Origin of the sequence: Amycolatopsis sp., assembly GCF_025464955.1 — a bacterium.
In the GTDB taxonomy this organism is placed as follows: domain Bacteria; phylum Actinomycetota; class Actinomycetes; order Mycobacteriales; family Pseudonocardiaceae; genus Amycolatopsis.
In genome coordinates, this window is sequence record NZ_JAODNM010000124.1 from 121,737 (window position 1) to 146,702 (window position 24,966).

General features: G+C 67.3%; 24 protein-coding genes. 13 read left to right on the plus strand and 11 right to left on the minus strand.

The genetic code is table 11. The annotated features are described in order from the left end of the window. The first annotated feature begins 53 nt into the window (after positions 1-53). Together JWQ81_RS30900 and JWQ81_RS30905 are read left to right on the plus strand one after the other, a co-directional pair. On the plus strand, positions 54-1,697 hold the full coding sequence (locus tag JWQ81_RS30900) for a sensor histidine kinase (RefSeq protein WP_297547182.1): 1,644 nt from the start codon (positions 54-56) through the stop codon (positions 1,695-1,697). Further along, a complete protein-coding gene (locus JWQ81_RS30905) occupies positions 1,694-2,359 on the plus strand; it encodes a response regulator (RefSeq protein WP_297547184.1) in 666 nt (221 codons plus the stop codon). The genes JWQ81_RS30900 and JWQ81_RS30905 overlap by 4 nt, the downstream gene beginning before the upstream one ends. A 131-nt stretch (positions 2,360-2,490) precedes the next feature. Here the strand turns inward: JWQ81_RS30905 and JWQ81_RS30910 are convergent, their stop codons facing one another. Both JWQ81_RS30910 and JWQ81_RS30915 read right to left on the minus strand, forming a co-directional pair. After that, the gene (locus JWQ81_RS30910; RefSeq protein ID WP_297547186.1) at positions 2,491-3,129 is read right to left on the minus strand and encodes a hypothetical protein; all 639 of its coding nucleotides are present in this window, start codon (positions 3,127-3,129) and stop codon (positions 2,491-2,493) included. Positions 3,130-3,240: 111 nt separating this feature from the next. After that, the gene (locus JWQ81_RS30915) at positions 3,241-4,611 is read right to left on the minus strand and encodes an AarF/ABC1/UbiB kinase family protein (RefSeq protein ID WP_297547188.1); all 1,371 of its coding nucleotides are present in this window, start codon (positions 4,609-4,611) and stop codon (positions 3,241-3,243) included. Positions 4,612-4,731: 120 nt separating this feature from the next. On the opposite strand from JWQ81_RS30915, the gene JWQ81_RS30920 reads away from it, so the two are divergent. Then, positions 4,732-5,409: a TetR/AcrR family transcriptional regulator gene (locus JWQ81_RS30920; protein WP_297547190.1), complete on the plus strand. Its 678-nt coding sequence runs from the start codon at positions 4,732-4,734 to the stop codon at positions 5,407-5,409. Continuing rightward, positions 5,409-6,014 carry a TetR/AcrR family transcriptional regulator gene (locus JWQ81_RS30925; RefSeq protein ID WP_297547192.1) on the plus strand — a complete coding sequence of 202 codons (606 nt, stop codon included), beginning with the start codon at positions 5,409-5,411 and terminating at the stop codon, positions 6,012-6,014. Before JWQ81_RS30920 ends, JWQ81_RS30925 begins: the two co-directional genes overlap by 1 nt. A gap of 12 nt (positions 6,015-6,026) precedes the next feature. Here the strand turns inward: JWQ81_RS30925 and JWQ81_RS30930 are convergent, their stop codons facing one another. The 5 genes from JWQ81_RS30930 to JWQ81_RS30950 all read right to left on the minus strand — a co-directional run bounded on the left by JWQ81_RS30930 (position 6,027) and on the right by JWQ81_RS30950 (position 11,620). After that, positions 6,027-6,731, minus strand: a complete 705-nt coding sequence (locus JWQ81_RS30930; protein WP_297547194.1) for a DUF3108 domain-containing protein — start codon at positions 6,729-6,731, stop codon at positions 6,027-6,029. A 162-nt stretch (positions 6,732-6,893) separates the two neighbouring features. Next, entirely contained in the window at positions 6,894-8,495 is a 1,602-nt protein-coding gene (locus JWQ81_RS30935) for an AMP-binding protein (RefSeq protein ID WP_297547195.1), read from the minus strand. Next, positions 8,492-9,109 carry a TetR/AcrR family transcriptional regulator gene (locus tag JWQ81_RS30940; RefSeq protein WP_297547197.1) on the minus strand — a complete coding sequence of 206 codons (618 nt, stop codon included), beginning with the start codon at positions 9,107-9,109 and terminating at the stop codon, positions 8,492-8,494. The genes JWQ81_RS30935 and JWQ81_RS30940 overlap by 4 nt, the downstream gene beginning before the upstream one ends. Positions 9,110-9,140: 31 nt before the next feature. Then, entirely contained in the window at positions 9,141-10,628 is a 1,488-nt protein-coding gene (locus JWQ81_RS30945) for an NAD(P)/FAD-dependent oxidoreductase (protein WP_297547199.1), read from the minus strand. Next, positions 10,625-11,620, minus strand: coding sequence for an alpha/beta hydrolase (locus tag JWQ81_RS30950; RefSeq protein ID WP_297547200.1), 996 nt, complete (start codon positions 11,618-11,620; stop codon positions 10,625-10,627). The genes JWQ81_RS30945 and JWQ81_RS30950 overlap by 4 nt, the downstream gene beginning before the upstream one ends. A gap of 187 nt (positions 11,621-11,807) precedes the next feature. Between JWQ81_RS30950 and JWQ81_RS30955 the strand changes: the two genes are divergently transcribed. From JWQ81_RS30955 to JWQ81_RS30995, 9 genes are read left to right on the plus strand one after another with little or no spacing between them, the layout of a single operon-like run. After that, positions 11,808-12,626, plus strand: coding sequence for an ABC transporter permease (locus tag JWQ81_RS30955; RefSeq protein WP_297547201.1), 819 nt, complete (start codon positions 11,808-11,810; stop codon positions 12,624-12,626). Next, complete coding sequence (locus tag JWQ81_RS30960; RefSeq protein WP_297547203.1) at positions 12,626-13,489, plus strand: ABC transporter permease; 864 nt, start codon at positions 12,626-12,628, stop codon at positions 13,487-13,489. The genes JWQ81_RS30955 and JWQ81_RS30960 overlap by 1 nt, the downstream gene beginning before the upstream one ends. Further along, positions 13,486-14,796, plus strand: coding sequence for an MlaD family protein (locus tag JWQ81_RS30965; RefSeq protein WP_297547205.1), 1,311 nt, complete (start codon positions 13,486-13,488; stop codon positions 14,794-14,796). Before JWQ81_RS30960 ends, JWQ81_RS30965 begins: the two co-directional genes overlap by 4 nt. Continuing rightward, positions 14,793-15,812: an MCE family protein gene (locus JWQ81_RS30970; RefSeq protein WP_297547207.1), complete on the plus strand. Its 1,020-nt coding sequence runs from the start codon at positions 14,793-14,795 to the stop codon at positions 15,810-15,812. The genes JWQ81_RS30965 and JWQ81_RS30970 overlap by 4 nt, the downstream gene beginning before the upstream one ends. Further along, positions 15,809-16,792 carry an MCE family protein gene (locus tag JWQ81_RS30975; RefSeq protein WP_297547209.1) on the plus strand — a complete coding sequence of 328 codons (984 nt, stop codon included), beginning with the start codon at positions 15,809-15,811 and terminating at the stop codon, positions 16,790-16,792. The genes JWQ81_RS30970 and JWQ81_RS30975 overlap by 4 nt, the downstream gene beginning before the upstream one ends. Next, a complete protein-coding gene (locus tag JWQ81_RS30980) occupies positions 16,789-17,859 on the plus strand; it encodes an MCE family protein (protein WP_297547211.1) in 1,071 nt (356 codons plus the stop codon). Before JWQ81_RS30975 ends, JWQ81_RS30980 begins: the two co-directional genes overlap by 4 nt. Beyond that, a complete protein-coding gene (locus JWQ81_RS30985; protein WP_297547213.1) occupies positions 17,856-18,914 on the plus strand; it encodes an MCE family protein in 1,059 nt (352 codons plus the stop codon). The genes JWQ81_RS30980 and JWQ81_RS30985 overlap by 4 nt, the downstream gene beginning before the upstream one ends. Positions 18,915-18,937: 23 nt before the next feature. After that, positions 18,938-20,110, plus strand: a complete 1,173-nt coding sequence (locus tag JWQ81_RS30990) for an MCE family protein (RefSeq protein WP_297547215.1) — start codon at positions 18,938-18,940, stop codon at positions 20,108-20,110. A gap of 10 nt (positions 20,111-20,120) precedes the next feature. Continuing rightward, on the plus strand, positions 20,121-20,690 hold the full coding sequence (locus JWQ81_RS30995) for a hypothetical protein (RefSeq protein WP_297547217.1): 570 nt from the start codon (positions 20,121-20,123) through the stop codon (positions 20,688-20,690). Between the two features lie 70 nt (positions 20,691-20,760). On the opposite strand, the gene JWQ81_RS31000 is transcribed toward JWQ81_RS30995, so the two are convergent. From JWQ81_RS31000 to JWQ81_RS31015, 4 genes are read right to left on the minus strand one after another with little or no spacing between them, the layout of a single operon-like run. Then, positions 20,761-21,588: an SDR family NAD(P)-dependent oxidoreductase gene (locus tag JWQ81_RS31000; RefSeq protein ID WP_297547218.1), complete on the minus strand. Its 828-nt coding sequence runs from the start codon at positions 21,586-21,588 to the stop codon at positions 20,761-20,763. Continuing rightward, positions 21,585-23,084, minus strand: a complete 1,500-nt coding sequence (locus tag JWQ81_RS31005) for an NAD(P)/FAD-dependent oxidoreductase (protein WP_297547219.1) — start codon at positions 23,082-23,084, stop codon at positions 21,585-21,587. The genes JWQ81_RS31000 and JWQ81_RS31005 overlap by 4 nt, the downstream gene beginning before the upstream one ends. Next, positions 23,077-23,997, minus strand: coding sequence for an alpha/beta fold hydrolase (locus JWQ81_RS31010; protein ID WP_366942357.1), 921 nt, complete (start codon positions 23,995-23,997; stop codon positions 23,077-23,079). The genes JWQ81_RS31005 and JWQ81_RS31010 overlap by 8 nt, the downstream gene beginning before the upstream one ends. After that, positions 23,994-24,902, minus strand: a complete 909-nt coding sequence (locus JWQ81_RS31015) for a diiron oxygenase (protein WP_297547221.1) — start codon at positions 24,900-24,902, stop codon at positions 23,994-23,996. Before JWQ81_RS31015 ends, JWQ81_RS31010 begins: the two co-directional genes overlap by 4 nt. Positions 24,903-24,966 lie beyond the last annotated feature (64 nt).

Genomic DNA, 24,966 nt, shown 5'->3' on the forward strand with positions numbered 1-24,966 from the left:
TCCGCGTTTTGCTCATTTAGCGCGCAGCTCTGACCTGGGGGTACGGTCACGCCATGGTGGAGAACGGCCTCTTCCGCACTCGCTTACTGAACCGGCTGCGCGGCATCCGGTTCAGCCGGCAGATCCTGTTGCTGCAGAGCGGCGTGGTGCTGCTGGTGCTCGCGATCGGTGTCGCATTGGTCGGCTGGCTGCTGCAGAGCACGCTGACCCGCCAGTACGGAGAGCGGGCACTAGCCATCGCGCACACGGTGGCGGCGGATCCCGAGGTGATCGCCGATGTCACCGCGAAACGTCCTGGTGGGAAGCTGGAAGACCTCGTACTGGCCACCACTCATGAAACAGGCGCGACATTCGTGGTGATCACCGACGACCACAGCATCCGCCTGGCGCACCCCACTCCCGACCTGATCGGTGAGAAGGTCGGCACCTCCGCAGCTGAACCGCTGGCAGGACGCGATGTCGTCGGCGTGGTGCAGGACGGGTCACTCGGTCTTTCGGTACGCAGCAAGACCCCGGTTCAAGCCCTGGATGGCCGCTTTGTCGGCGAGGTCAGCGTCGGCTTCGCCGTGACTGAACCGGCGGGCGACTTCAAGCGGTTGCTGTGGATCACGAGTGGATTCGCCGTGGGTGCGCTGCTGCTCGGGGTCGCCGGGTCCGCGCTGCTCAATCGCAGGCTGCGCCGGGTGACGCACGGGCTGGAGCCGCATCAGCTGTCCGAATTGCTGTACGAACGCGAGGCCGTGCTGCATGGGATCGGCGAGGGCGTGCTCGCGGTGGACGCCGAAAGCCGCATCTCGGTGAGCAACGACGAAGCCGAACGGCTGCTCGGCACCCCGTTGCCGCTCGGCGTCCGACTGTCCGAAGTAGACCTGTCACCCCGATTGCACAAGGCCGTCGAGGAGGGTCAACCAGTCGACAATCTCCTTGCGGTGGCAGGAAACCGGGTGCTGGTCATCAATTCGCGGGCCGTGCGCCGGGACGGGCTGAACATCGGCACCGTGCTCACCTTCCGCGACCGCACCGATCTCGACACGCTCACCAAGGAACTCGACAGCATCCGTGCACTGTCCGACGGATTACGCGCACAACGTCACGAGTACTCGAACCGGCTGCACACGCTGTCCGGCTTGCTGCAGCTCGGACACAACGGCGAGGCGGTCGAGTACCTGCAGTCGCTCACCGAAACGTCGTCGACGACCCCCGCCGACGTCGGCGACACCGTGTCGGACCCGTACCTGCAGGCGCTACTCGTGGCGAAAACCGAGCAGGCGATGGAAAAAGGCATGGTACTCACGGTGTCGGACGACTCGTACGTGCCGGCCGCGGTCACCGACCCGATCGTCGTCAACACCGTCCTTGGCAACCTGGTGGACAACGCGCTGCATGCCGCGCGAATGGGTCCGCGCCGACCGGCGAGTGTGGAAGTCACGCTGCTCGCCGAGGGAACGACGTTGCATCTGTCTGTTGTGGACAGTGGCACTGGCGTGGTCGCGAATCTACGGGAGAACCTGTTCGACGAAAGCGTGTCGACAAAGCTCGCGCCGGGCCACGGGTTGGGCCTCGCGCTGGCGAGACAGGCCGCGCGGGCGCACGGCGGTGAGGTCTGGCTCGCGAACGCGGGGAACGACGAGAGCGGCGCCCTGTTCGTCGCCGCGCTGCCGGACATGCTTTCGGAGAACCAGGAGGGACAGCCATGATCCGCACGCTGATCGTCGACGACGACTTCCGGGTCGCCGGGGTGCACGCGGGCTTTGTCGAGGACGTGCCCGGTTTCGCCGTCGCGGGCATCGCGCACACCGCGGCCGAAGCCAGGGCCCGCGTCCGGGAGCTCAGGCCGGACCTCGTACTGCTCGACGTCTACCTGCCCGACGAGCCGGGCCTGACGCTGCTGCCCGAACTGCGGACCGACACGATCGTCCTGTCCGCGGCGACGGACGCGCGGTCGATTCGCGCCGCGCTGCGGGCGGGTGCGCTGAACTACCTGATCAAGCCGTTCACCACCCGGCAGCTGGCCGAGCGGCTGACCAGTTATTCGCGGTACCGGCAGCTGTTCCGCGACGAGGAAAGCCTCAGTCAGGACGACGTCGACCGCGCGTTCCGGACCCTGCACGAACAAGACCGGACGCTCACCCCGAAAGGTCAGTCGACGGCCACTTCGCGGCTGGTGTCGGACAGCCTCAAGGCGGCCGCGCGCCCGTTGTCGGCCGCCGAAGTCGCCGGGGAACTGGGGATGGCCCGCGCCACCGCGCAGCGGTATCTCACCGCACTGGCGGAGTCCGGCGGGGTCGAGATGCGGCTGCGCTACGGCGCCACCGGCCGCCCCGAACACGAGTACTCCCTACCCTCCGACCCCCGCTAGCCCCCACCTGCAAGTCGACGGCGAGTTGCGGTCGTGGGACACACCAACTATCGCAAGTCGACGGCGAGTTGCTGTCCTTGCAGACGCTAAGTACGGCAAGTCGACGGCGAGTTGCGATCCCCGGCTGGCGGTCAGGGGTAGGTGCGGGCGCTGGACTGCTGCTGCATGAAGGGAATGAACGGCTGGATGAGCGCCGCGACCTGCTGGTTGAAGGCGTCCATCGGGTCCCGCGGCGACGTGCTCGTCGGCGCCGGAACATCGGCACGCGCGGCGGGTGCCTGGTTGGCGGCCTGCTTCGACGACTTCGGCGCGGCGACGTGATGAGGCACGACATTCTTGGGGGCAACGGACGCGGGCTCCGGCGTGACCGCGACGACCGGCGGCGCGACCGGAGCGGGCGCCGGGGCGACGGCCACCGGCCGCACCGCGGCGACGTTGTGCTGGATATCGGCCTGAGTGGATTGGTCGGCTTGGCGCACGCCGAACATCCCGCCGCCGACCCAGCCGACCGCGAGCAGTGTCAGCGCGGCACCGGCCGCGAGCCAGCCACGGGACCGCCGACGGATGACGACCTCGCGGGGACGCAAGTCGGCGTCCTTCGGGCAGACTTCGTGCACCTCCGGCACGGGCAGCGCCACCGGCTCAGGTTTCGGGCCGAGCTCGACGCGGCGCCGCTGAGGCAGACTCGCCGCGATGATCCCGGTCCGGTCCAGCAGCTCGGCGGACGTGGCCGAGCCGGCCGTGGCGTCAGGCTGGACGGTGCGAGCCATCAGGGAGACCTCCGGAGAAAATTCACTTCGCCAACCAAGAGCTCGAACTCAGGCATCATCGTCCATTTTCGACCGAAGTGACAAAAGTCGACTCTATCGAGTGATACCGATTTAGCCATTCCGCCAGGTCCATTCCTGCCGGCCGAGTTCAGTGAACGGAGTGTCATCATAGAGCCATTCCCTCGCGACCCGGTGCCAGTTCCCGTGCGCGTGCAACTGCGCGAGCAGACCGAATGTGTACAGCTCGGCGCGGCGGGCGAACAAATGATCAGGTGGCAAATGCTGCCAGCGCAGTTTCCGGAAATGCCGCGACCGCGGGTCGACCGACGCGATGAACGCCTGCGTGGCGAGTCCAGGGTCGGCCTCGACGACCTCGTCGACCAGGTACCAGCCGACGGCGTCGAGGAGGTACGCCAGCATCTCGTCCGGCGAGATCAGCTCCGGCTGCGGGAACACACCGAGCCCGTCCAGCAGGCTGTGCAGGTCCTTGGCGCGGCCTTCGCTCGCGGCCCGCAGACACTCGATCTCGGTGCGCACGGCCTCGGGCGTCATCCGCTTGTACAGCCCGAAATCGAGAAAGCCGACTCGCCCGTCAGGGCACAGCAGCAGGTTGCCGGGGTGGGGGTCCCCGGGGAACTCGTTGTTGCGGAACAGCGAGCCGCAGTAGAAGCGGTAGGCGATCTCACCCACGCGGTCCCGGACCTCCTGCGGCAGCGTGGTGATCTCGTCGAACGCGGCCCCATCGACGAATTCGGTGACCAGCACCTGTTCACCGCAGTGCTCGGGGATGCTGTCCGGCACGAGGATGAACGGGTGACCGGCGAACTCGGCCGCCACCTTCCGCTGGGTCCGCGCCTCGCGCCGGTAGTCGAGTTCCGCGGTGATTGTGTCGCGGATCTCCTCGCCGAGCGCCGCCATGTCCAGACCAGGCATGAGCTTGCGGGAAAACCGCAGGAACAGCGCGAGGTTCTTCAAGTCCGCGCGGACGGCCGTCGCGATCCCTGGGTACTGCACCTTGACCGCGACCGCGCGCCCGTCCAGCAGCACTGCCCGGTAGACCTGGCCGATCGACGCGGCCGCGATCGGGACTTCGTCGAACTCGGCGAACACCTCCGCCAGTGACGCACCGAGATCGGCTTCGAGCACCGCTCGCATCTGAGTGAACGACACCGCGGGCGCCTGAGCTCGGAGAACGGCCAGCTTCCGCTGGAAGTCGGCCCGCGCGTGCTCCGGCACGATGCCGAGATCGATCACCGACAGCATCTGCCCCAGCTTCATCGCCGCGCCCTTCATCCCGCCGAGCACCGCGACGAGCTGGTCCGCGGTTTCGAGGGCGCGCGCCTCGAGCACGCGGTCGCGGCCGGCGTCGGAACGACCCCAGGAACTCGCCCTGGTACCGACCTGTCGAGCCGCCTGACCGGCGGCGAACCGGCCGAGCTTGCTCGACCGGGCCAGCCGGGAAGTGGGAATCTCACGCGACATCAGGAGTCCTGTCAGGTCGGCCACAGATTTACGCCAGGGGCGGACATGGTAACGAATTTTTCGGAGAGAACCAGAACTCCTATGCTCAATTGGAGCTTGATCGCGTATCGTGTTCCAGCGATGGAATCCGCATCCACACCCACCACCGGCCCGGCGAAGCCTCGTGCCCGCCGCGGGCGTCCGCCTGAACTCGGTCTCGCGGAACGCCGCCGTCATCAACTCGTCGAATCGGCGTGCGCGGTCTTCGCCGAGCACGGCTACGAAACGGCGAGCATGTCCGATGTTGCCAAGCACGCCGGAGTCGGGCAAGGCACGGTCTACCGATATTTCCCCAGCAAGCGGGAACTTCTCGACCATGTGCTCGACCATGGCGTGGAACGCATGCTGGATGCCGTGACCGGCGGCGAAGCGACGCAGGCGGAGTCCCTCGAGGACTTGAGCGGACAAATCAGCGGTATCGCGGAACGCCTGTTCACCCTCATCGAAGCAGAGCCCAACCTGCTCAAACTGGTCCTCGTCGAAGCGAGTGCGATCGACGACGAACTCAAGGCCCGCCTGCTGGGCCTGGAGAACACGCTCAGCGCGATGATGGCCTCCTATCTGGACAAAGGCGTCCGCGCCGGGTGGCTGCGCGAGGACCTCGACACGGAAATGGTCGCGCACGGCATGAACTCCATGGTGGTTCCCGGCTTCCTGCTCGCGTTGCGCGGTGACGCGACGGCGGAGCGGCGGGCCCGGTACGTAACCACGCTGACCTCGTTCGTCATGTTCGGCCTTCGCGGCCCCGAGGCCGCCTGATGGCGGACAGAGCCGCGGCACGTCGCCGCGAACTGGTCATGTCCGCGTACAAAGTGTTCTCCACCAAGGGATACCGCACGTCCGGTGTGGCCGACATCGTCCGCGAGGCCGGCGTGAGCCATGGCACGTTCTACAACTATTTCGACAGCAAGCGGCACATCCTCGACGGAGTCCTCGACTACGCCGTCGAACTGCTGCTCACTGGCGTGATCGAAGAGGACCAGCCGCAGGAGGCCGCCACGCTCGCCGAGCTGGCCGACCAGTTCCGCGCGATGCTCGGCCGCCTGTTCGCGCTCGTCGAAGACCAGCCCGGATTGGTCCAGTTCACCATGCTGGACGCGGCGGCGATCGACGACGAGCTGGTCGGACGGCTGCTGGAGCTGATCTCCAGCTTCGGTGTGCTGGCCACGGCGTACCTCGACAACGGCGCCGAGCGCGGGTTCCTGCCGTCCGATCTGGACACGAAGATCGCCGGGGAAGGGCTGCTGTCGCTGATGATGTCGGCCGTCATCCCGTCGCTGCGCGGCCCGGTGACCGCGGACGATCGCGCCCGGCACATCGACGCGCTCGTCGGCCTCGCCTTCGGTGGCATCGCGGCCCGGTAGCGGGGTGACACGTCAGTCCAGTTTGGTCGCTTCGACGAGGCCCCTGGGGTTCCACGGGAGTGGGCCGGTCGGGAACTCGAAGCGCAGCATCCGGTGCGGTGCGGCGGCTTCGAAGTGCAGCGTGAACGGCGGGAGCAAGCCGCCGATGACCTTGTCCAGCAGGCTGGAGATCTGAGAGAAGCTCGGCCGCACCCGGACCCGCCACGCGTCGAGGTGGCCGGCCGGGACACGCACGGTCTCCCGCCGCTCGACCCGGACTTCGAGTTGCCAGAACACCGAAAATGCCAGCCAGAGGTCGACCGTCCGCTTGCTTCCGCGCGCGAAGTCGAGCCCCCGCAACGCGACCATGCCCCCAAGGAGCGGCATCACGTCGCCGGGGAAGGGTTTGACCTGGCCGCCGAACTGCAGATGCTTGGTGCCACGGAAGTAACCCTCCTCACGCGACACGACCTTGCCTTCGTGCGTAGTCTCGGCGCAGTAGCTCTCGGCCGCGAGGAACCCCTTGGCGCGGACGAAGATCTGCTTGACCGCGAGTTCGAGTTCGGCGAGGTCGGCGTTGATGCTGTGCCGGTAGTGCGTTTCACCGAGCCGTTCGACACGGCTGACGACGTGATAGCGCTCGTCCTTGCCGACCGACGCCTGGTAGCCGGTTTCCTCGCCGTCGGGGATCTCCGGATCGCGGAACGGTTGCGCCACCGGGTCTACCGGCTCGCCCAAGACTCGCGCCGACGCACGTAAACCACCGGGCCGGCCCCACCGACGGCCCGGGTGCGGTTGTCTGCCGGCGCGAGTCCCAGAGCGAGTTCCGTACGACCAGCCATGGCCTACCTTCCTCAAGCAACTCACGAATGATACGTCAGTCCGGCAAATACACAAGGCTCAATCGGCGAGCAGGCGCTTGCGGACTTTCCCGGTGGCGTTGCGCGGAAGTTCGGCCCGGAAAACGATCTCCCTGGGCACCTTGTACCCGGCCAGGTTCTCCCGCACGTACACCTTCAACCCGTCCTCGTCGACGGAAGATTCGTTCAGCAGCACGACATACGCGCGCAACCGCTCGCCGAACCGTTCGTCCGGGACGCCGACGGCCGCGGCCTCCACCACCGCCGGATGGCGTGCGAGCAGGTCCTCGACCTCTTGCGGGAACACGTTCTCCCCGCCGGAAACGATCATCTCATCATCACGCCCCTGGACGTACAGCCGTCCCTCGGCGTCAAAGCAGCCGACGTCGCCTGTCGACATCAGGCCGTCAAGCTGCTGCTTGGTATCGCCATTCGTGTAGCCCTCGAACAGCCCGCCGTTGGCGACGAAGATCCGACCGGTTTCGCCCTGCGGGACCGGACTTCCCCTGTCGTCGAGCAGTTTCACCACAGTTCCCCGCGCCGGTCGGCCGGCCGTGCCCGGTGCCACCCGCAGGTCCTCAGGAGTCGCGATCGACACCAGCGCGACCTCGGTCGACCCGTAGATGTTGTACAGCGTGTGCCCGAACCACGTCATCCACTCCACCGCGAGATCACCCGCCAACGCCGAACCCGCCGCGGCGACAACCTCCAATGTGGACACGTTGTGCCGACGCAGTTCCTCGCGTGGAAGGTTTAACATACGTTGCAACATAACGGGCACGGGTATGAGAACCGCCGCGCGATGTTCGGCGAGGTCGGCCAGCACCTGCGCGGGATCAAAGCGACGGCGCACGATCTGCGTCGCGCCGAGCTGGAGACCCAGCAGCAGGAAGCTCAACCCCCAGGTGTGGAACATCGGGGCGGCGACGACGTGGGAACCCCGGCGAGGCAACGGAATCCGCTCGACGAGCCCGGCGAGGAGATCGAGCGAGTCCGGTGACGGTCTGGCCACTCCCTTGGGCGAGCCTGTGGTGCCCGAGGTGAGGATCACCACCGAACCACCGCGTGAGGACGTCGCGAGATGGGCCGGGTACTCGCCGTCGATCAGCTCGTCGAGCGTCGGCGATTCGACGTCTTCGTCATGCCACGCGACAATTCGAGGCAACCCGGCCTGCGCCGCGACAGGCGTGAACTCTTCGTCGTGGATGACCGCGGTGACGTTCTCCCTGGCCAGCACGTCGACGAGCTGCGGCCCGGAGAACGCCGTGTTGAGCAGCAACGCGTCCGCGCCGAGCTTGTTCAGTGCCAGCAGCGCGTCGACGAACCCCCGGTGGTTGCGGCACATGATCGCGACCCGGCTGCCCTGGCCGAGGTCGTGTGCGGCCAACCCCGCCGCGAGCGCGCTCGACCTGTTATCAAGATCCACAAAGGATAGTGTGCCGCGTTCGTCGACCAGTGCGACACGGTCACCGTGCTGGATGGCCGCGGCCGCGGCGAGGGTCGCCGGGGTGAGCCCCCACCGCAACGCGGCCAGCCCGATCCGCGCGGCCTGGTCCGGCCGCATCGGCCGCGCGAGCCCGCGGCGGGTGAGGATCCCGAGGTTCACCAGCTCGTGTGCCGCCCGTCGCACCAACGAAATCAAGGCCGCTCCCCCCGGATTCCGTCGAACATCACACCGATCCCCGCCCGGATCCAGCGGTCCCGTTCGGCGATCGGGTCCTTTGCGGACAGCAACGACATTCCGGAGGCGATGATCATGCCGTTCAGCGCCTTCGCGGTGATCTCGGTGTCCAGATCCGCCCGCAGGAACCCCTTTTCGACGCCGTTGCGCAGATACTGCTCGGTTCCGACGGCCATCGCCTCGTAGATCCGCTGCAGCATCGCGGTCATCTCCGGGTCGGCTCCGATCGCCTCGACGAACAACAGCCGCGTCAACGCCCTGTCCTCGGCGAACAGGGTGAACAGCCGGGTGCAGATGTGCTCGGTCTGCTGCCGGTAATCGGTCAGCGTCGCGGTGCGATGCGGGTCGTCCTCGACCATGACGCTCATCAGCCGCTCGGCGGCCTCGGCGACTACGTGGACCAGAATGTCGCGCTTGTTCTCGAAATAGCGGTAGAACGTGCCGTGGCCGATGCCGAGTTCGGCGGCGATGTCGGCGATGCCGGCCGCGTGGTAACCGCGGCTGCTGAAGACCTTGAACGCGGCGTCGACGATATCGCGCCGACGCTGTTCAGCCCGCTCGTCGGTCGTTGTCATGGTGAACCCACCCGGAAACCATAGTCGGGAATCATGGCCGGTACACGTAGTCGTCGAGGGAGAACCGGCGGCTGGACCACCGGGCCTGCATCGCTGTAGTCGGCCTGAGCAGCGAAAAGTCGCCGTGGTGGTCGAGATAGTAGGTGTTCGCGCCCTCGCAGTTGTTGCTGAACAGCAGCGACCCGCTCGCCCGGCCGTGCGCGAACTCGAAGAACCGGTCGTTGGCCTCCTGCTTGACTTCCACCGCCGTCGCACCTCGGCGCTTGGTCTCCGCGATGACGCGCAACGCGTGGTACGACTGTGTCTCGACCATCACATGCCAAGAACTGCCCGTCCACGAGAACGGCCCGAAGATGAAGAAACTGTTGGGCAGCTTGGGAATACTGACGCCCTCATAGGCCTGGACCTTCTCCGTGGCGAAGAAGTCCGCGAGGTCGAACCCGTCACGTCCCTTGACCGGAACCTTGCGGTAGTTCTCCGGATCGTTGGACAGCCGGAACCCGGTGGCCAGGATCAGCGTGTCGATCTCGTGCTCCCGGCCGTCGTTCGAGCGGACACCGCTCGCCGTAATCCGCTCGATGCCCTCGGTGACCAGTTCGACGTTTTCCCTGGTATACGTCCGGTAGTAGCTGTTGGACACACTCGGCCGCTTGCAGCCGAAGCCGTAGTCCGGCGTCAGCTTCCGCCGCAGTTCCGGGTCGCTCACCTGGGTCCGGAGGTACCGGCGGATCGCCGCCGCGGCCCCCTTCGCCACCACCGAACCCGGCTTGCCCGACACGATGACCCCGACCAGCAGCGCCTCGACCACGGCCGCCGTCACCGCCCGCACGAGGGTCTGCGTCACGGGCAGCCGGGTGAACAGTTTGCGCACGCCCGGCGGGATCTTCAGGTCCGGCTTGGCGAACACCCAGATCGCACGCCGCTGGAACACCGTCAGCTTGCCCGCGATCTTCGCGACTTTCGGCACCATCTGAACCGACGTCGAACCGGTGCCGATCACCGCGACCCGTTCGCCGGTCAGGTCGTGTTCGTGGTCCCAGCGCGAAGTCTGGATGACCTTGCCCTCGAATTCGTCGAGCCCGGGGATGTCCGGCTTGAGCGGGTCGACAAACGCGCCGAGTGCGGTCAGGACAAACCGGCAGGTCAACACCTCGTCGCCGATCCTGATACGCCACAGGTGGTTCTGCTCGTCCCATTCACGGCCGGTCATTTCGGTCTTCAGCCTGATATACGGCCGCAGCCCGTACTTGTCGGCACAGTGGTCGATGTACGCCTTGACTTCGCCGCCCTTCGGAAACACCCGCGTCCAGTTCGGGTTCTTCTCGAACGAGAACTGGTAGGTGAACGACGGCAGATCGACGGCGACATCCGGGTACGTATTGTCCCGCCAGGTCCCGCCGATGTCGTCGGCGCGTTCGATGATCAGGAAGTCGTCGATCCCCGCCTTGCGGACCGCGATGCCCGCGCCCAGCCCGCCGACCCCCGCGCCGACGATGATGATCTCGTAGTCCGGATTCACGGCGTCACCTTTCGGACGAAGTCACCGATCTCGTGGATGGCTCGGCGAGCCTCCGGCACGAAGTCGGCGCCGGCCTGGAACACGTGCACCTGGCGGTCCCAGACCTGGACTTCGCAGTCAGCGCCCGCCTCGGCGAGGCGTTCGGCCATCAGTTCCGCGTCAGGCAGGAGAAGCTCGGTGGACCCGACCTGGATCAACGACGGCGGCATGCCGGCCAGCTCACTGTCCACAGGCGACAGACGAGGCCCGGTTTCCCCTTCGACGACAACGCGTGCGCTCGTCCGGCTTTCGAGGTCGGCGATGTACCGCAGTACCACCGGCGAGAACAACGGGTCGTGCCGGACGTTGGGATGCGCGAGTTTGACGCTCGGGTCGAGGTCGGTCAGCGGAGACAACGCGGCGACGCCCGCCGGACGCGGCAAGTCGAGGTCCGCGGTGGTCAGCGCGACCATGAACGCGAGATAGCCGCCGGCCGAGTCCCCGGCGACGACGATCTCGTGCGCGCCGAAACCTCGGGCGAGCAGCCACCGGTAACCGTCGATCCCGTCGGACACCGCGGTGGAGATCGGGTTCCCCGGCAGCATCCGATAGTCGACGCTGAGGACGGGCGCGTGTGCGGCGGCCGAAATGCGCGACACCAGACGTCGATGCGTCCGCAGCCCGCAGCAGACAAACCCGCCGCCGTGGAGATACAGGATCGCGCGGCTCAGATCGGTGCCCGGAGCACGCACCCACTCGGCGCGGCACCCGGCCAACCGGACCGGTTTGCGCTCGGTCCCGGGTATCGCGGGGAGGAAGAGTCCCGCGTAGTCGACCAGCCCGAACGGCCACCGCACGCCGGGCAGTCTGGCGCCCGCCGCGAGCACCGGACGGACGAACAACCTCAGCAGAACGGCCAGCGCCCGGCCGCCCAGGCTGCCACCAGGGCGACGCGTTATACGGGCTTGACCAGGCTCAACCGCGTCCGCGGACGGTCTCTCCAGTGAGCTCACGTCCGCCTCCTTCCCGCCGTTCAGGTAGTCGGCCTGTACAGAATGATGTGTCAGTCCCTAAAGTGCCACTATGACCCCCGCCACACTTCGGTCGGCAGATCTGAATGGGTGAAGCCGCGTAACCAAGCTTGCCCACAGTCGTTGACGGTGTGTAAACAGGGCGCGACACCCTCAGCGAGGAGGTGCCATGAGTCAGGTCCCGGCCCGAATCGCCACCCTGTGGCGGGAGCGCGTCCTGCAGTCGTTCATCACCTTCGGACGGGTCCTCGTGCTCTCGCTCGACGCCGTGCGACACATTGTCACCGACATTCCGCGCGGCCGCTTCCCGTGGAAAGAATTCGTCCGCCAGGCGTGGTTCATCACCGGCGTCTCCGTGGTCCCGACGCTGCTCGTCGCGGTCCCGTTCGGCGTGATCGTGTCGGTGCAGGTCGGCAGCATCTCGCAGCAGGTCGGCGCGACCTCGTTCATGGGCGCGGCGAACGGGCTCGGCGTCATCCGGCAAGGCGCGCCGATCGTCGTCGCACTGCTGCTGGCCGGCGCGGTCGGCTCGGCGATCGCCGCGGACCTCGGCGCGCGCACGATCCGCGACGAGATCGACGCGCTGGAAACCATGGGCCTGTCCGCGGTCCAGCGTCTCGTCGCGCCCCGATTGCTCGCCACGCTCGTTGTCGCGGTGCTGTTGTGCGGGATGGTCGCGTTCACCGGCGTGGTCACCGGATACCTGTTCAACGTGCTGGTCCAGGGCGGGACACCGGGCAGTTACGTCGCCACGTTCGCGGCGTTCGCGCAGCCGTCCGACCTCGTACTGGCGGAGGTCAAATCGCTGATCTTCGGCGGGATCGTCGCTGTCGTCGCGTCCTACAAGGGTTTGACGGCGAGTGGCGGGCCGAAGGGCGTGGCGAACGCCGTCAACGCGTCCGTAGTGCTTTCGGTGGTGCTGCTGTTCGCGGTCAACGTCATCGTCACGCAGCTCTACGCCGTCTTCTTCCCGCAAAGGATCGCGTGATGGCCGTCGGTTCACGGCACAACGCCATCCCGGGTGCGCGGGTCGCCGGTGAGATCGCCGCGAAGCCGTACCACGGGCTGGTCGGCATGGGCCACCAGATCACCTTCTTCGCCAAGGCGCTCGGCGCGATCCCGTTGACCCTGAAGAACTATCGCGCCGAGGTGTTCCGGCTGCTCGCCGACATCAGCTGGGGCAGCGGCGCGGTGATCGTCGGCGGCGGCACGGTCGGCGTGATGGCGCTGCTCGCGGTGTTCACCGGCGCGTCGGTCGGCATCGAGGGCTACAACGCGCTCGACATCCTGGGCATGGCGCCGCTGACCGGGTTCGTTTCGGCGTATGGCAACACCCGCGAGATCGCGCCGCTGATCGCCGCCGTCGCGTTCGCCGTGCAGGCGGGGTGCCGATACACCGCGCAGCTCGGCTCGATGCGGATCTCCGAGGAGATCGACGCGCTCGAATCGATGTCGATCCGGCCGCTGCCGTATCTGGTGACCACGCGCTTGATCGCCGGGTTCATCGCGATCATTCCGCTGTACATGGTCGGGCTCGCCGGGAACTACCTGTCGACGCAGCTGATCCTGAGCAAGTTCTACGGGCAGTCTTCCGGCACCTACCAGCACTATTTCCAGGCCTTCCTGGTCCCGTCGGACGTGCTGCTGTCGGTCGTCAAAGCGGTGACGTTCGTGGTCATCGCGACCCTGATCCATTGCTACTACGGCTTTTACGCGACCGGCGGCCCCCAGGGTGTCGGGCTCGCGTCGGGGCGGGCGATCCGCGCGAGCATCGTCGCGATCGTCATCGTCGACATGCTGATGACGCTGGCCTTCTGGGGTTTCGACCCGGGGGTGCGAATCTCGGGATGAGCATGTACTCCGATCCGTCCGGCCGCGGCCCTCGGCCGATCACCCTCGCGGTGCGCGGGATCTGTTACCTGGCCGTGCTCGCTGTCGCGGTGACGTTGCTGCTGATGCAGTCGCGTGGCGACTTCACGGACGTCTTCCAGGCCACCGCGGTGGTTTCCGACGTCGGCGACGGCCTGCCGACCGGGTCGGACGTGAAGATGCGCGGAGTGCTCGTCGGGTCCGTCGGCTCGGTGGACTCCCAGGCGGGCACCGCGCACCACGTCCTCGGGCTGAACTTGAAACCCGAGTACGCCAACGAAATCCCGGCCTCGGTGAAGGCAAGGATCATCCCGACGAACATCTTCGGCTCGCCTTCGGTCGACCTTGTCCCGGCACCGGGGGACGTCAGCTCGTTGGCGTCCGGCGCGGTCATCCCTGGCGACGATTCGACGGAAGCGCTGCAGTTGCAGACCGCGATGACCAAGCTCAAGGACATTCTCACCGCGGTCGAACCGGCCAAACTCGACGCCGCTCTGTCGGGGATCGCGCAGGCACTGAGCGGCCGCGGCACGCAGCTCAACAGCATGATCGGCCGGCTGGACGACTACCTCGGGACGCTCAACCCCCACGCGGCGACGTTCTCTCACGACGTCAGCTCGCTGGCCTCGGCACTGGACACCATCCAGAGCACGGCGCCCGCGCTGCTGGACACTGTGGACAGTGCGCTGACCACAACAAAGACCATTGTGGACAAACAGCAGCAGCTCGCCGCGTCGCTGGCCGGTGGCGCGACCGCGGTCGACACGGTCAACGGGTTCCTGTCCGGCAACGTCAACCGGGTCATCTCGATCACGAAAGAACTCCGGCCCGTGGTGCACGTCGTCGCCGGGCAGAGCGCGCAGATTCCGTTGTCCTTCAAGGCGTTGGGCAGCGGTGCCGCCGCGCTCGCGGAGGCCTTCCCCGGACCGAGCCACAAACTGACCATCGACCTGGTTGTGTCGCTGTCGCCGTTCAGTCCGTACACCGCCGCGGACTGCCCGCGCTATCCCGGCTTGGCGGGCCCCAACTGCGGGAACCCGGTGCCGCACAACGACACCGATCCTCCGCCGCTTCCCCCGCCCGCACCCGCTCCTACCCCCGAACAAGCTCCGGCGCCCGCCCCGGACGTCCCGGCGCCGGTGGTGCAGGGCGGCACAGTGGGCCCGGTCGGCAGCCAGTCGGAGATCGACCAGCTCAACGCCCTGATCGGCGGTAACAGCTCCGGATCCCTCGCGGACCTGCTGCTCGGCCCGATCCTGCGCGGGATGACCGTGGTGGTGCCGAAATGACCAACAGCGTCAAGGGACCTGTCGTCAAGCTCGGCGTGTTCGCGGTCATCTCCATGCTGGCGACGACGTTGATCTGGACGACCCTGCAGAACACCGTCAGCGGTAGCACTGACACCTACAGCGCCGTGTTCACCGACGCGTCCGGGCTCAAGGAAGGCGACGACGTCCGCATCGCGGGGGTCAAGGTCGGCCGGATCGAAGGCATGGCACTGGTCGACAACCAGGCGCAGGTGAGTTTCTCCGTCCAGCAGGACCAGCCGATCTTCGAAAACACCCACGCGCTAATCCGTTACCAGAACCTCGTCGGCCAGCGGTATCTCGCGCTGACGCCCAGTGCCGGCACGGCGAAACCGCTGCCCGACGGCGCCCGGATCCCGCCCGACCGCACCGAGCCGTCGCTCGACCTCACGGCGTTGCTCAACGGGTTCCAGCCGCTGTTCTCGATGCTCGAACCGGCCGATATCAACAAGCTGTCCGACAACATCGTGCGTGTCCTGCAGGGCGAAGGCCCGGCGCTGGACAGCCTTCTGTCGCAAAGCGCCGAGCTGACGTCGAATCTGGCCGACCACGACCAGGTCATCGGGCAGGTGATCACCAACCTGAGCGCGGTGCTGGAACACCTGTCCGGCAAAGGCGATCAGTTCCACGACCTGATCGGGCAGACGCGGAAGCTCGTCGACGGACTCGCCACCAACGCCGACCAGATGCTCGGCGCGGCCGACCGGATCGACCAGGTGAGCGGCTCGATCACCGGACTCATCGGCGACATCCGCCCCGCGCTGAAGAACGACATCAGCAAGTTCAACCAGGTCGCGGCGCTGTTCCTGCGGGATGGACCGGACGTCGAAGCGACCCTGCAAGGACTCCCGGCGTTCCTCGGGGGGCTCGCGCGCATCAGCCAGTACGGCTCTTGGTGGAACCTCTACGCCTGCAGCGTCGACATCAACCTAGCGCCGCTGCCGGTCGGGCTGCTGCCGCAACTGACCGGCAACCAGCACAGCGAGGTGTGCCGATGAAACGGCTCAAGGACCGCAATCCGCTGCTGGTCGGGCTCATCGGCGCAGGCGTGATCGCCGCGCTGGTCGCCGGGTCGGTCGCGTTCGGTTCGCTCGGGCTAGGCGACGCGAGCTACTCGGCGGAGTTCGCCCAGGCCGCCGGACTCCGCACGGGCGACGAGGTTCGCGTGGCGGGCATGGGCGTCGGCGAGGTCACCAGCACCCGGCTCGACGGCGACCGCGTGCTCGTCACGTTCCACACCACGACAGACGTCAAGCTCGGCGCGACGACCCACGCCGCGATCAAGCTCGCGACCCTGCTCGGCGGGCGCTACCTGGAGCTGCAGCCGGCGGGCAGCGGCACGTTGCCGGACGACCGAATCCCGCTGGTGAACACGTCTGTGCCGTTCGACCTGCAGAACCTCGTCCAGACCGGAACGCCGGCCGTCGAGCAGCTCGACGGCGCGAAGCTGCGCGAATCGCTGAAGGTCCTGGCCGACGACTTCCGGGGCACGCCGGACACCGCACGCAAAGCACTCGACGGCTTGTCTCGCCTTTCCGACGTCGTCACGCAGCGACAAGACCAGATCAGCAAGCTGATCTCGAGCGCCGACTCCGTCACGAAGATGCTGGACGACAACAAGGCTCAGCTGTTCACGCTGATGGGACAGGCCGACGGACTCCTGAAGGAGCTGCTCGACCGGCGGCAGCTGATCACGAACATCCTGAGCGACTTCAAGTCCCTCACCCAGCAACTGCAGGGCCTGCTCAGCGACAACCGGCCGCAGCTGGAACCGCTGCTGAAGAACGTCGGCGGAATCACCGACCTGCTCCAGCGCAACAACCAGGCCGTCGGCCAGGCGCTGCAGCTGCTCGCGCCGGCCGGGCGGTACCTCGCGAACTCCGTCGGCGACGGCGGCTACCTCGGGATCTACCTGCCGTACGCGATCCTTCCGGACAACCTCCTGTGCGCGGCCGGCGCGGTCAAGGGGTGCAAGTGAAGACACCACCAGTCGTCATCCTCGCCTGCCTGGCCGTGGTTTTGAACGCGAGCGGCTGCTCGGCGTGGTCGTCACCGAAGATGACGATCACCGCGCAGTTCGCGGACTCGGTCGGGCTCTATGTCGGCAACGACGTCGACATGCTGGGCATCCCGGTCGGCTCGGTGACCAAGATCGAGCCGCACGGCACCGAAGTCACCGTGGAACTGCAGCTTGACGCGGGGACACAGATCCCGGCGAGCGCGTCCGCGGTGACGGTGTCGCCCTCGATCGTCACTGATCGGCACGTCGAGCTCACGCCGCCTTACCGCGGCGGGCCGTTGCTGCGCGACGGCGATCTCATCCCGCTCGACCGCACGCACACGCCCATCGAGATCGACCGCGTGATCAAGGCCGTGGACCAACTCGCCGGCGAACTGTCCAAAACGGACGATGGCTCCGCGGTACTGAAAGACGCCACCGGAGTCGCCGCGGACAACCTCGCGGGCAACGGCGACGAAATCAACAAGACCATCACCGCGTTGTCGGGCGCGGTCGGCTCACTGGCCGACAAACGCGACGCGCTCACCGACCTGATCACCAAGGTCGACGCGCTCACCAAGGCCGCCGCCGACAACGACAGCACGATCAAGTCGTTCACCTCCGACCTCACCCAGGCAAGCGGGATCTTCGCCAACGACGCCCCGGCGCTGGGCGACGCGCTGACGTCGTTGAACAGCCTGCTCGACGAGACCGTCAAGCTGATCAACGACAACCGGACGAGCGCGCAGAACACGTTGAAGGGACTGAAAAACACCGCCGGCACGATCACCGCGCACACCCGTGAGCTGGCGGAGTCGGCCGACGTCCTGCCGCTGCTGTTCCAGAACCTCGCGAACGCGGTCGACCCCGCGACCGGGCAACTTCGGGTGCACATCGACCCTGCCGAGACCCTGCTCGACGGGCAACTCGTCAACGGCCTGTGCCTGCGGATCAAGCTCGCGCTACCGGGCTGCGCATCGGGCAAGATCGGCGACTTCGGCCCGGACCTCGGGATGACCGAGTTGTTGCTGGGGGCGGCGAAATGAGACGACTTGCCGGAACACTCGCGGTCACCGGGATCCTGCTCGCCGGCTGCGGGGTCACCGCGTCGGATCTGCCGCTGCCCGGCAGCGACGTCAGCGGTGAGACGTACGAAGTCAACGCGGTGTTCACCGACGCGCTCAACCTGCCGGAGAAGGCGCGCGTGAAGCTCGACGGCGTTGTCGTCGGAACCGTGGAATCCATCAGTGCCAAGGATTTCACCGCCCGAGTGCGGATGGTCGTGCAGAAGTCCACCCAGCTGCCGCAGGGCACCACCGCGGAGCTGCGGCAGGCCACACCGCTCGGTGACGTCTTCGTCGCGCTGCACCGGCCGGCCGGTGGCGCGGGCCCGGCGCTCGCCGCGGGCGCGACGATCGACCTCGGCTCGACCAGCTCCGCGGCGACCGTCGAGGACACCTTGGCCGCACTGTCCACTTTGATCAACGGCGGTGGGCTGGGTCAGCTCAAAACCATCACCAACGAGGTCAACAAAGCCCTCGACGGTAAGACCGACCAGGCCAGGGACCTGATCAACCAACTCGACACCACGGTGAAAACCCTCAACGCGCGGACCGGGGACATCAACCGCATCCTGGCGTCCGCGCGGTCGCTGACCGCGCTCGCCCAACAGCGTCAGGGCACGATCGACGCGGCGCTGTCGGACATCACGCCGGCGTTGAAGGTCCTGTCCGACCAGACCGGCAAGTTCACGGAGGTGCTCAGCAAGGTCGCCGACGCGGGTGACACCGGCGCGCGGGTGCTCGGCGAGACGAGTTCTGACCTCAAGGCGATGCTGAACGACCTCGGCCCGGTGCTGGACGGGTTCAACGGCCTCAAGGACAACCTCGGCCCGACACTACGAACATTGGTAGTGCTCGGAAAACTGGTCGAAGGCGCGACCAAGGGCGAATCCGGCGCCGGCAATGCGCGGTTCGCCGGGATCACGTCGTTGCCGGGCTTCGACGGCCGCATCCCCGGCATCGACGACCTCAACGGCGCGCTGGGCACCGTGTCGGGGAACATCACCGACCTGATCAAGAAGCTGGGCGGCACACGGTGAAAGGCCGGATCGTACTGTCCACAATGGCCTTATTCGGCGTGCTCGTCGTCGGCGTCGCGTACCTGCTGGTCTACGTCGTCCAGCTCGATCCGACCGCGCGGACGATGACCGTGCACGTCGAGCTGGCGCAGTCCGGCGGACTGCTGGGACGGTCGGATGTGACGTATCGCGGCTACCGGATCGGGAACGTCCAACAGATCCTGCTGCGGCCCGGCGGGGTCGGGGTCGACGTCGAGATCGCCGCGGGCACGCAGATCCCGGTCGACACCGACGTCGTCGTCGCGAGTCTGTCGGCCGCGGGCGAGCAGTACCTGGACTTTCGCCCGCGCACGGACTCCGGCCCGTACCTCGCCGACGGCGCTGTGATCCCGGAGAAGCAAACCACGACGCCCGTTCCGTTCGCGCAGCTGCTCGCGCACGTCAGCACGCTGGCCGCGCAGGTCGACCCGAAGAAGCTCTCGGTGGTCGTCGACGAGCTGGCGAAGGCGTTCCACGGCACCGGGCCGGCGTTGGAGAAGATCCTCGACGGCGGTGACTTCCTGCTCGCCGGGCTGCAGGGCGTGCTGCCGCAGACGGTGAGCATCCTCAAGCACTCGTCGATCACGCTGGACACCGTCGTCTCACTCAAGGGCGATCTGACGCAGTTGGGCAGCTCGGGGACGTCGTTGGGTGAGCAGCTCAAGAAGTCCGACCCGGAAATCCGGGCACTGCTGGACAAGAGCCCAGGTGCGTTCGATCTGGTGGACAGCCTGATCAAGGAGAACCAGCCGACCATGGCCGCGCTGCTCGGCGATCTGAGCACGGTCAGCGAGCTGGTCAGCGTGCGCGTGCCCGCGATCAGCGCGTTCCTGCCCGCGCTCGCCGATGCCGGGAACGCGTTGACCATGGTCGTCCGCAACGGCGCGGCGCAGACGCTCGTCGACATCTACCCGCGGCCGTCGTGCGACTACGACACCCCGCGGCGGCCGCCGACCATCGGTGGCAGCCCGCCGCCGCTGCTCAACGTGCACTGCACGGACGCCGACCCGACCGTGCAGCAACGCGGCGCCGGCAACGCGCCGCGTCCGCCCGGAGACGACACGGCGGGCCCGCCGCCCGGGTCGACGGGCCACGAACGCGCCGGTCTGCCCGCCGGGTCGACCGCGACGAGCCCGCCGGAGTGGCTCGCCCAGTACTTGAAGTCGATCGGCCAGTGAGGAGAGTTCCATGAGCCAACACGACGTCATCGAGGACGTTTCGACGGAAGAGGAAGTTCCGGCGGAGCCTGAAGAATCGGTCGCGCCGCGGCAGCGCTCGGTGCGGCTGTCGCTGCCGGTGGCCATCGCGCTCGCCGTGCTGCTGGTCGCCGGGATCGCCGCCGGGATCGTGTTCGGCCTGATGGTGAAGGGAAAGAACGACGTCCAGGCCGCGAACGACGCCGCGCTGAGCACCGCGCGCAGTTACGCCGTGACCGTGACGAGTTACGACTACCAGAACCTCGACAAGAACTTTGCCGACGTGCTCGACGGTGCCACGGGCACGTTCAAGGACCAGTACACCGGCGCGAGCGGCTCACTGCGTCAGCTCATCCAGGAAGCGAAGGCGACCGCGAAGGGCAACGTCGTCGACGCCGGGGTCAAGTCCGCGACCACCGACCGCGTCGACGTCGTGCTGTTCGTCGACCAGTCCGTCACCAACGCGGCGACCGCGCAACCCCGCATCGACCGCAACCGCGTGCTGATGACCCTCGAACACCACGACACCCGCTGGCTGGTCAGCAACCTCCAACTCCTCTGACCCCCACCCCAACCCCAAGCCCCATGCGGGCACGCTGATAGTTGCGCGCGCGGCATACCGGGGCGTCCCTCTAGGGGGCGAAGCGGAGGGCGGCTCGGGCCAGGAGGGCGGCGGGGCGCTGGTAGCGGGCGCCAAGGAGGCGCGGGATGGCGTCGAAGACGTACGCGTCCGCGCCGATCAGGATGCGCGGCTTCTCCCGCTCGACGCCGCGAGCGATCACCTTCGCCGCCTGCTCCGGCGTCGTCCGCGCGATCTTGTCGAACGCCGCGGACGCCTTGTCCGGGTCCACCGGGCTGTTGTTCCGCGAGTCGCGGGCGATGTTGGTCTTGATCCCGCCGGGATGCACACAGCTGACCTTGACCGGCCGCTTCGCCATGATCGTCTCCTGCCGGAGCGACTCGGTGAACCCCCGCACGGCGAACTTCGCGGCGTTGTACGCACTCTGCGTCGGCACCCCGACAAACCCGAACACGCTCGACACGTTCACCACATGCCCGTCACCCGACGCGATCAGGTGCGGCAGGAACGCCTTCGTCCCATTGACCACGCCCCAGAAGTCGATGTCCAGCACCCAGTCGAGATCCTCCCAAGCCATGTCTTCGACCGTCGCCGCCAACGCCACCCCGGCGTTGTTGACCACCAGGTTCACCGAGCCGAAGTCCTCGACGACCTCCGCCGCGTGGTCGAGGACGGCCTGCCGGTTCGCGACGTTCACTTCGTACCCGCGCGCCTCGGCGCCCGCCTTGTCGCACATCGCCACGGTTTCGGCGATCCGAACGGGGTCCACATCGGACAGTGCGAGCCGGGAGCCGCGGCCGGCGAGCTCCAGCGCGAGCGCCCGGCCGATCCCCGAACCGGCCCCGGTGATCACGGCGACCTTGTCGGCGAAATGCTTCATCGCGGAACTCCTGTAAGACGTCGGGCCGGCTCACGTGAACCGGTCAGGCTGAACTCGGCCGGATCGATTTTGCGGGTACGCAACCAATACTGCCAGGTGAACCCGGGCCAGATGGTCCGGTTCACCCCCTTGGCGTCGAGGTACCAGCTCGTGCAGCCACCGGTGCTCCACACCCCGCGCGCCAGTTTCCGCTGGATTTCGTCGTTGAACGCGGCCTGCACCCGCGGCCGCACCTCGAACGCCTCCGCGCGACCACGTTCGACCATGCGCATGGCGTCAAGCGCATACCGGATCTGCGACTCGATCATGAACACCACCGAGTTGTGCCCCAGCCCGGTGTTCGGCCCGAGCAGGAAGAACGCGTTCGGGAAACCGGACACCGTGATCCCGAGATGCGTCTGGATGCCCTCGGTGCGCCACAACTCCGCCAGGTCACGTCCCTGCCTGCCCCGGATGTCGAGATAGTCGAACGAGTCCGTGACGTGGAAGCCCGTCCCGTAGATGATCGTGTCGACTTCCCGCTCCACCCCATCCGAGTCCACAATGGATCGTGCACGGACCTCGGCGACCCCGGACGTGATCACCTGCGCGTTGTCCGCCGCGAGCGCGCGGTAGTACCGGTTCGACCCGAGCACACGTTTGCAGCCCAGCGTGTAGTCCGGGGTGACCTTCTCCCGCAGCTCCGGGTCGGCGATCTGCTTGCGGATGTGTCGCTTGGCGAAGAACTCCCCGGCCCGCAGGATCACCGGATGGCCGTTCATCCCGACCGCGAGCGATTCGGCACCCCAGTAGATTACGTTGCGAAATCCCTTGCGCGCCAAAGGAACACTTCGAAACAGGCGCTTCGCCGACGGGGGGATCTCGGCGTTCTTCTTGGGCAGGATCCAGGGCGGCGTCCGCTGGTAGACGTGCAGCTCGGCCACCTGCCGGGAGATCTCCGGCACGAACTGCACCGCGCTCGCCCCGGTCCCCACCACGGCGACCTTCCGTCCGGTGAGGTCGTGGTCGTGCTCCCACTGGGCGGAGTGGAACGTGCGCCCGGTGAACTTCTCGATCCCCGGCAGCTCGGGAATGTTCGGAATATGCAACGCCCCGACCCCGGCGACCAGGTACCGGCTGGTGAACTCGCCCGACGGGGTTCCCACCAACCAGCGGTTCTCCTTTTCCTGCCACCGCGCAGAAGTCACCTCGGTGCCGAACCGGATGTGCCGGCGCAGGTCGTACTTCTCGGTCAGCGCCTTGAGGTAGCCCCAGATTTCGGCTTGCCCGGAGAACGTCCTCGACCAGTCGGCGTTCGGCTCGAACGAAAAGGAGTACATGTGCGAGGGAACGTCACAGGCGCAACCGGGATAGCTGTTGTCCCGCCACGTCCCGCCGACGTCGTCGGCCTTTTCGAGAATGACGAAGTCTTCGCGACCGTCGCGTTTGAGCTGGATTGCCATGCCCAGACCGGAAAACCCGGTGCCGATGATGACCACGCCCGTCTGCTCAGCCATGCGAAACCTCTCCCACCAAGCCTGCGATCAGCTCCGCGAGTTCGTCGGCGCGTTCCACCGGAACCATGTGCCCGACCCCCGGGAACACGACGAACCCCGCGTCCGGCAGCGCGCGTGCCATCGCCCGCGCGTGCCCGACCGGAGTCAGCCGGTCCGCGTCGCCCACGACGACAGCCGAAGGCAGCTCGCGGAAGACGTCCAACGCGGCGAGCCGGCTGTGCCGCAGGATCTGCCCGCGGAAGCCCGCCATGCTCGCCGGATGCGCCATGGCCAGCTGCGTGATGACCTTGTCGACGTCCTCGCGGCGAGCGGACGTGCCGAACAATGTCCTCCTGAGCCCCGCGCGCAGCAGGACCGGCGGCAGCGGTCGGCGCCGAGGGTCACGACGCGCGGTGCGTAACCCGGCCCAGTTTTCGGCTGCCAGGAACAGTTTTGCCGTCCTCGGACGGAAGCCGACCAGCCGCCCGGTGCTCGTCGCCACCAGCGCGAGCCCGCCGACCCTGGCCCGGACGAGCTCCGGATGACGCTCGGCGAGCGCCATGATTGTCATGCCGCCCAACGAATGTCCGGCGAGCACGACGTTCCCGGTCGGCACCCGCTCGGTGATGAGCTCGGCGAGGTCGTCGGCGAGCCTGTCGATCGTCGCCGTGCCGGCCGGCGCGGCAGCCGAACGGCCGTGGCCGCGATGGTCGTACCGCTGCACGCGGACGCCTGGGCCGAGCGCGTCGACAACGCCGTCCCACACGGTGTGGTCGAGGGTCCAGCAATGCGCGAGTACCACCGTCACCGGCGCCTGCGCCGGCCCCGACTCCACCACACGCAACCCGACGCCGTCACCCGTCACGAACCGCCGCGGCGACGCGCGGATCGCGGCGCGCTCCCGCGCCGTCGTCACAGTCGTCACAGTCGTCACCGAGCGTCCTTCGGCAGTAGCTTCGAACGATGCCAGAGCGCGCGGATCACCCGTCCTTTGAGCATCCCGGACTCCTCGAAGAACGCGATCAGCTTCTCGGCCATGAACGCCAACGTCTTCCGGTAGTGCTCGTTGTCCAGCGCCAGCTTCCGCCCGTCGCGCGGCCGAATCCCGACGGCTTTGTACACCCCGGGGTGGATCAGCATGACCGCGACCAGGTTCGCCGCGATGGCCAGCACGAACCGGTTGATCGTCAGTTCGAGCCGGTTCAGCCGCTCGGCGCTGGCCACCAGTTCGCTGCGCGCGAACGTGATGTGCCGTGCCTCTTCGAGCACGTGGATGCGGGTGAGCATGCGCATATGCGGCTGGACGTCTTCGTCGATCATCACCTCGCGCTGGCCGCGGTCCAGGATCTCCTCGATCAGCAGCGCGAGCCCGTAGCTCGCCGGACCGATCGGCAGCAGCGAGATGAACTTCATCGCGCGCGCCGCCAGGCGGGGCTGCCGGTACGCCCTGATCCCGGTCTTCTCGATGAACCGGGCGAACATCGTCGAGTGGCGGCATTCGTCGCCGATCTCGGTCAGCGTGTACCGCGTCCGCGGGGTGGCCGGATCGCCTTCGGTGACCAACCTCAGCAGGATGTGCATGAGCGCGGCTTCGGCGTAGATGCCGTAGCTGACCATGCTGACGGCCTCGTGTTTGCCCAGCTCAAGCCGCTGTTCCGGGGTCAGGCGCGCCCACGTCTCGGTGCCGAAGAGCGTGACGCGGTGGTCCGGCAGGAACCGGAGACCGTCGACCCAGGGCGCGTCCCAGTCGATGTCGACCTCGGGGTCGTAGAACTTCTCCGCCGACGACGTGAGCAGTCTTCGCGCTGTCTTTTCCCGATCGGAAACGGTCCCGGCCATCGTCGGCACGCCACCTTCCAGCTGTCTGCTACCCAAAGTAACCGGTACTAGCGGTACGAGGTAC

Coding starts and splice junctions, on each gene's coding strand:
- JWQ81_RS30920 (WP_297547190.1), top strand. CDS start 4,732: ATGGAATCCGCATCCACACCCACCACCGGCCCGGCGAAGCCTCGTGCC.
- JWQ81_RS30910 (WP_297547186.1), bottom strand. CDS start 3,129: ATGGCTCGCACCGTCCAGCCTGACGCCACGGCCGGCTCGGCCACGTCC.
- JWQ81_RS30925 (WP_297547192.1), top strand. CDS start 5,409: ATGGCGGACAGAGCCGCGGCACGTCGCCGCGAACTGGTCATGTCCGCG.
- JWQ81_RS30985 (WP_297547213.1), top strand. CDS start 17,856: ATGAGACGACTTGCCGGAACACTCGCGGTCACCGGGATCCTGCTCGCC.
- JWQ81_RS31015 (WP_297547221.1), bottom strand. CDS start 24,902: ATGGCCGGGACCGTTTCCGATCGGGAAAAGACAGCGCGAAGACTGCTC.
- JWQ81_RS30995 (WP_297547217.1), top strand. CDS start 20,121: ATGAGCCAACACGACGTCATCGAGGACGTTTCGACGGAAGAGGAAGTT.
- JWQ81_RS31000 (WP_297547218.1), bottom strand. CDS start 21,588: ATGAAGCATTTCGCCGACAAGGTCGCCGTGATCACCGGGGCCGGTTCG.
- JWQ81_RS30960 (WP_297547203.1), top strand. CDS start 12,626: ATGGCCGTCGGTTCACGGCACAACGCCATCCCGGGTGCGCGGGTCGCC.
- JWQ81_RS30955 (WP_297547201.1), top strand. CDS start 11,808: ATGAGTCAGGTCCCGGCCCGAATCGCCACCCTGTGGCGGGAGCGCGTC.
- JWQ81_RS30990 (WP_297547215.1), top strand. CDS start 18,938: ATGGCCTTATTCGGCGTGCTCGTCGTCGGCGTCGCGTACCTGCTGGTC.
- JWQ81_RS30905 (WP_297547184.1), top strand. CDS start 1,694: ATGATCCGCACGCTGATCGTCGACGACGACTTCCGGGTCGCCGGGGTG.
- JWQ81_RS31005 (WP_297547219.1), bottom strand. CDS start 23,084: ATGGCTGAGCAGACGGGCGTGGTCATCATCGGCACCGGGTTTTCCGGT.
- JWQ81_RS30900 (WP_297547182.1), top strand. CDS start 54: ATGGTGGAGAACGGCCTCTTCCGCACTCGCTTACTGAACCGGCTGCGC.
- JWQ81_RS30975 (WP_297547209.1), top strand. CDS start 15,809: ATGAAACGGCTCAAGGACCGCAATCCGCTGCTGGTCGGGCTCATCGGC.
- JWQ81_RS30915 (WP_297547188.1), bottom strand. CDS start 4,611: ATGTCGCGTGAGATTCCCACTTCCCGGCTGGCCCGGTCGAGCAAGCTC.
- JWQ81_RS30970 (WP_297547207.1), top strand. CDS start 14,793: ATGACCAACAGCGTCAAGGGACCTGTCGTCAAGCTCGGCGTGTTCGCG.
- JWQ81_RS30940 (WP_297547197.1), bottom strand. CDS start 9,109: ATGACAACGACCGACGAGCGGGCTGAACAGCGTCGGCGCGATATCGTC.
- JWQ81_RS30965 (WP_297547205.1), top strand. CDS start 13,486: ATGAGCATGTACTCCGATCCGTCCGGCCGCGGCCCTCGGCCGATCACC.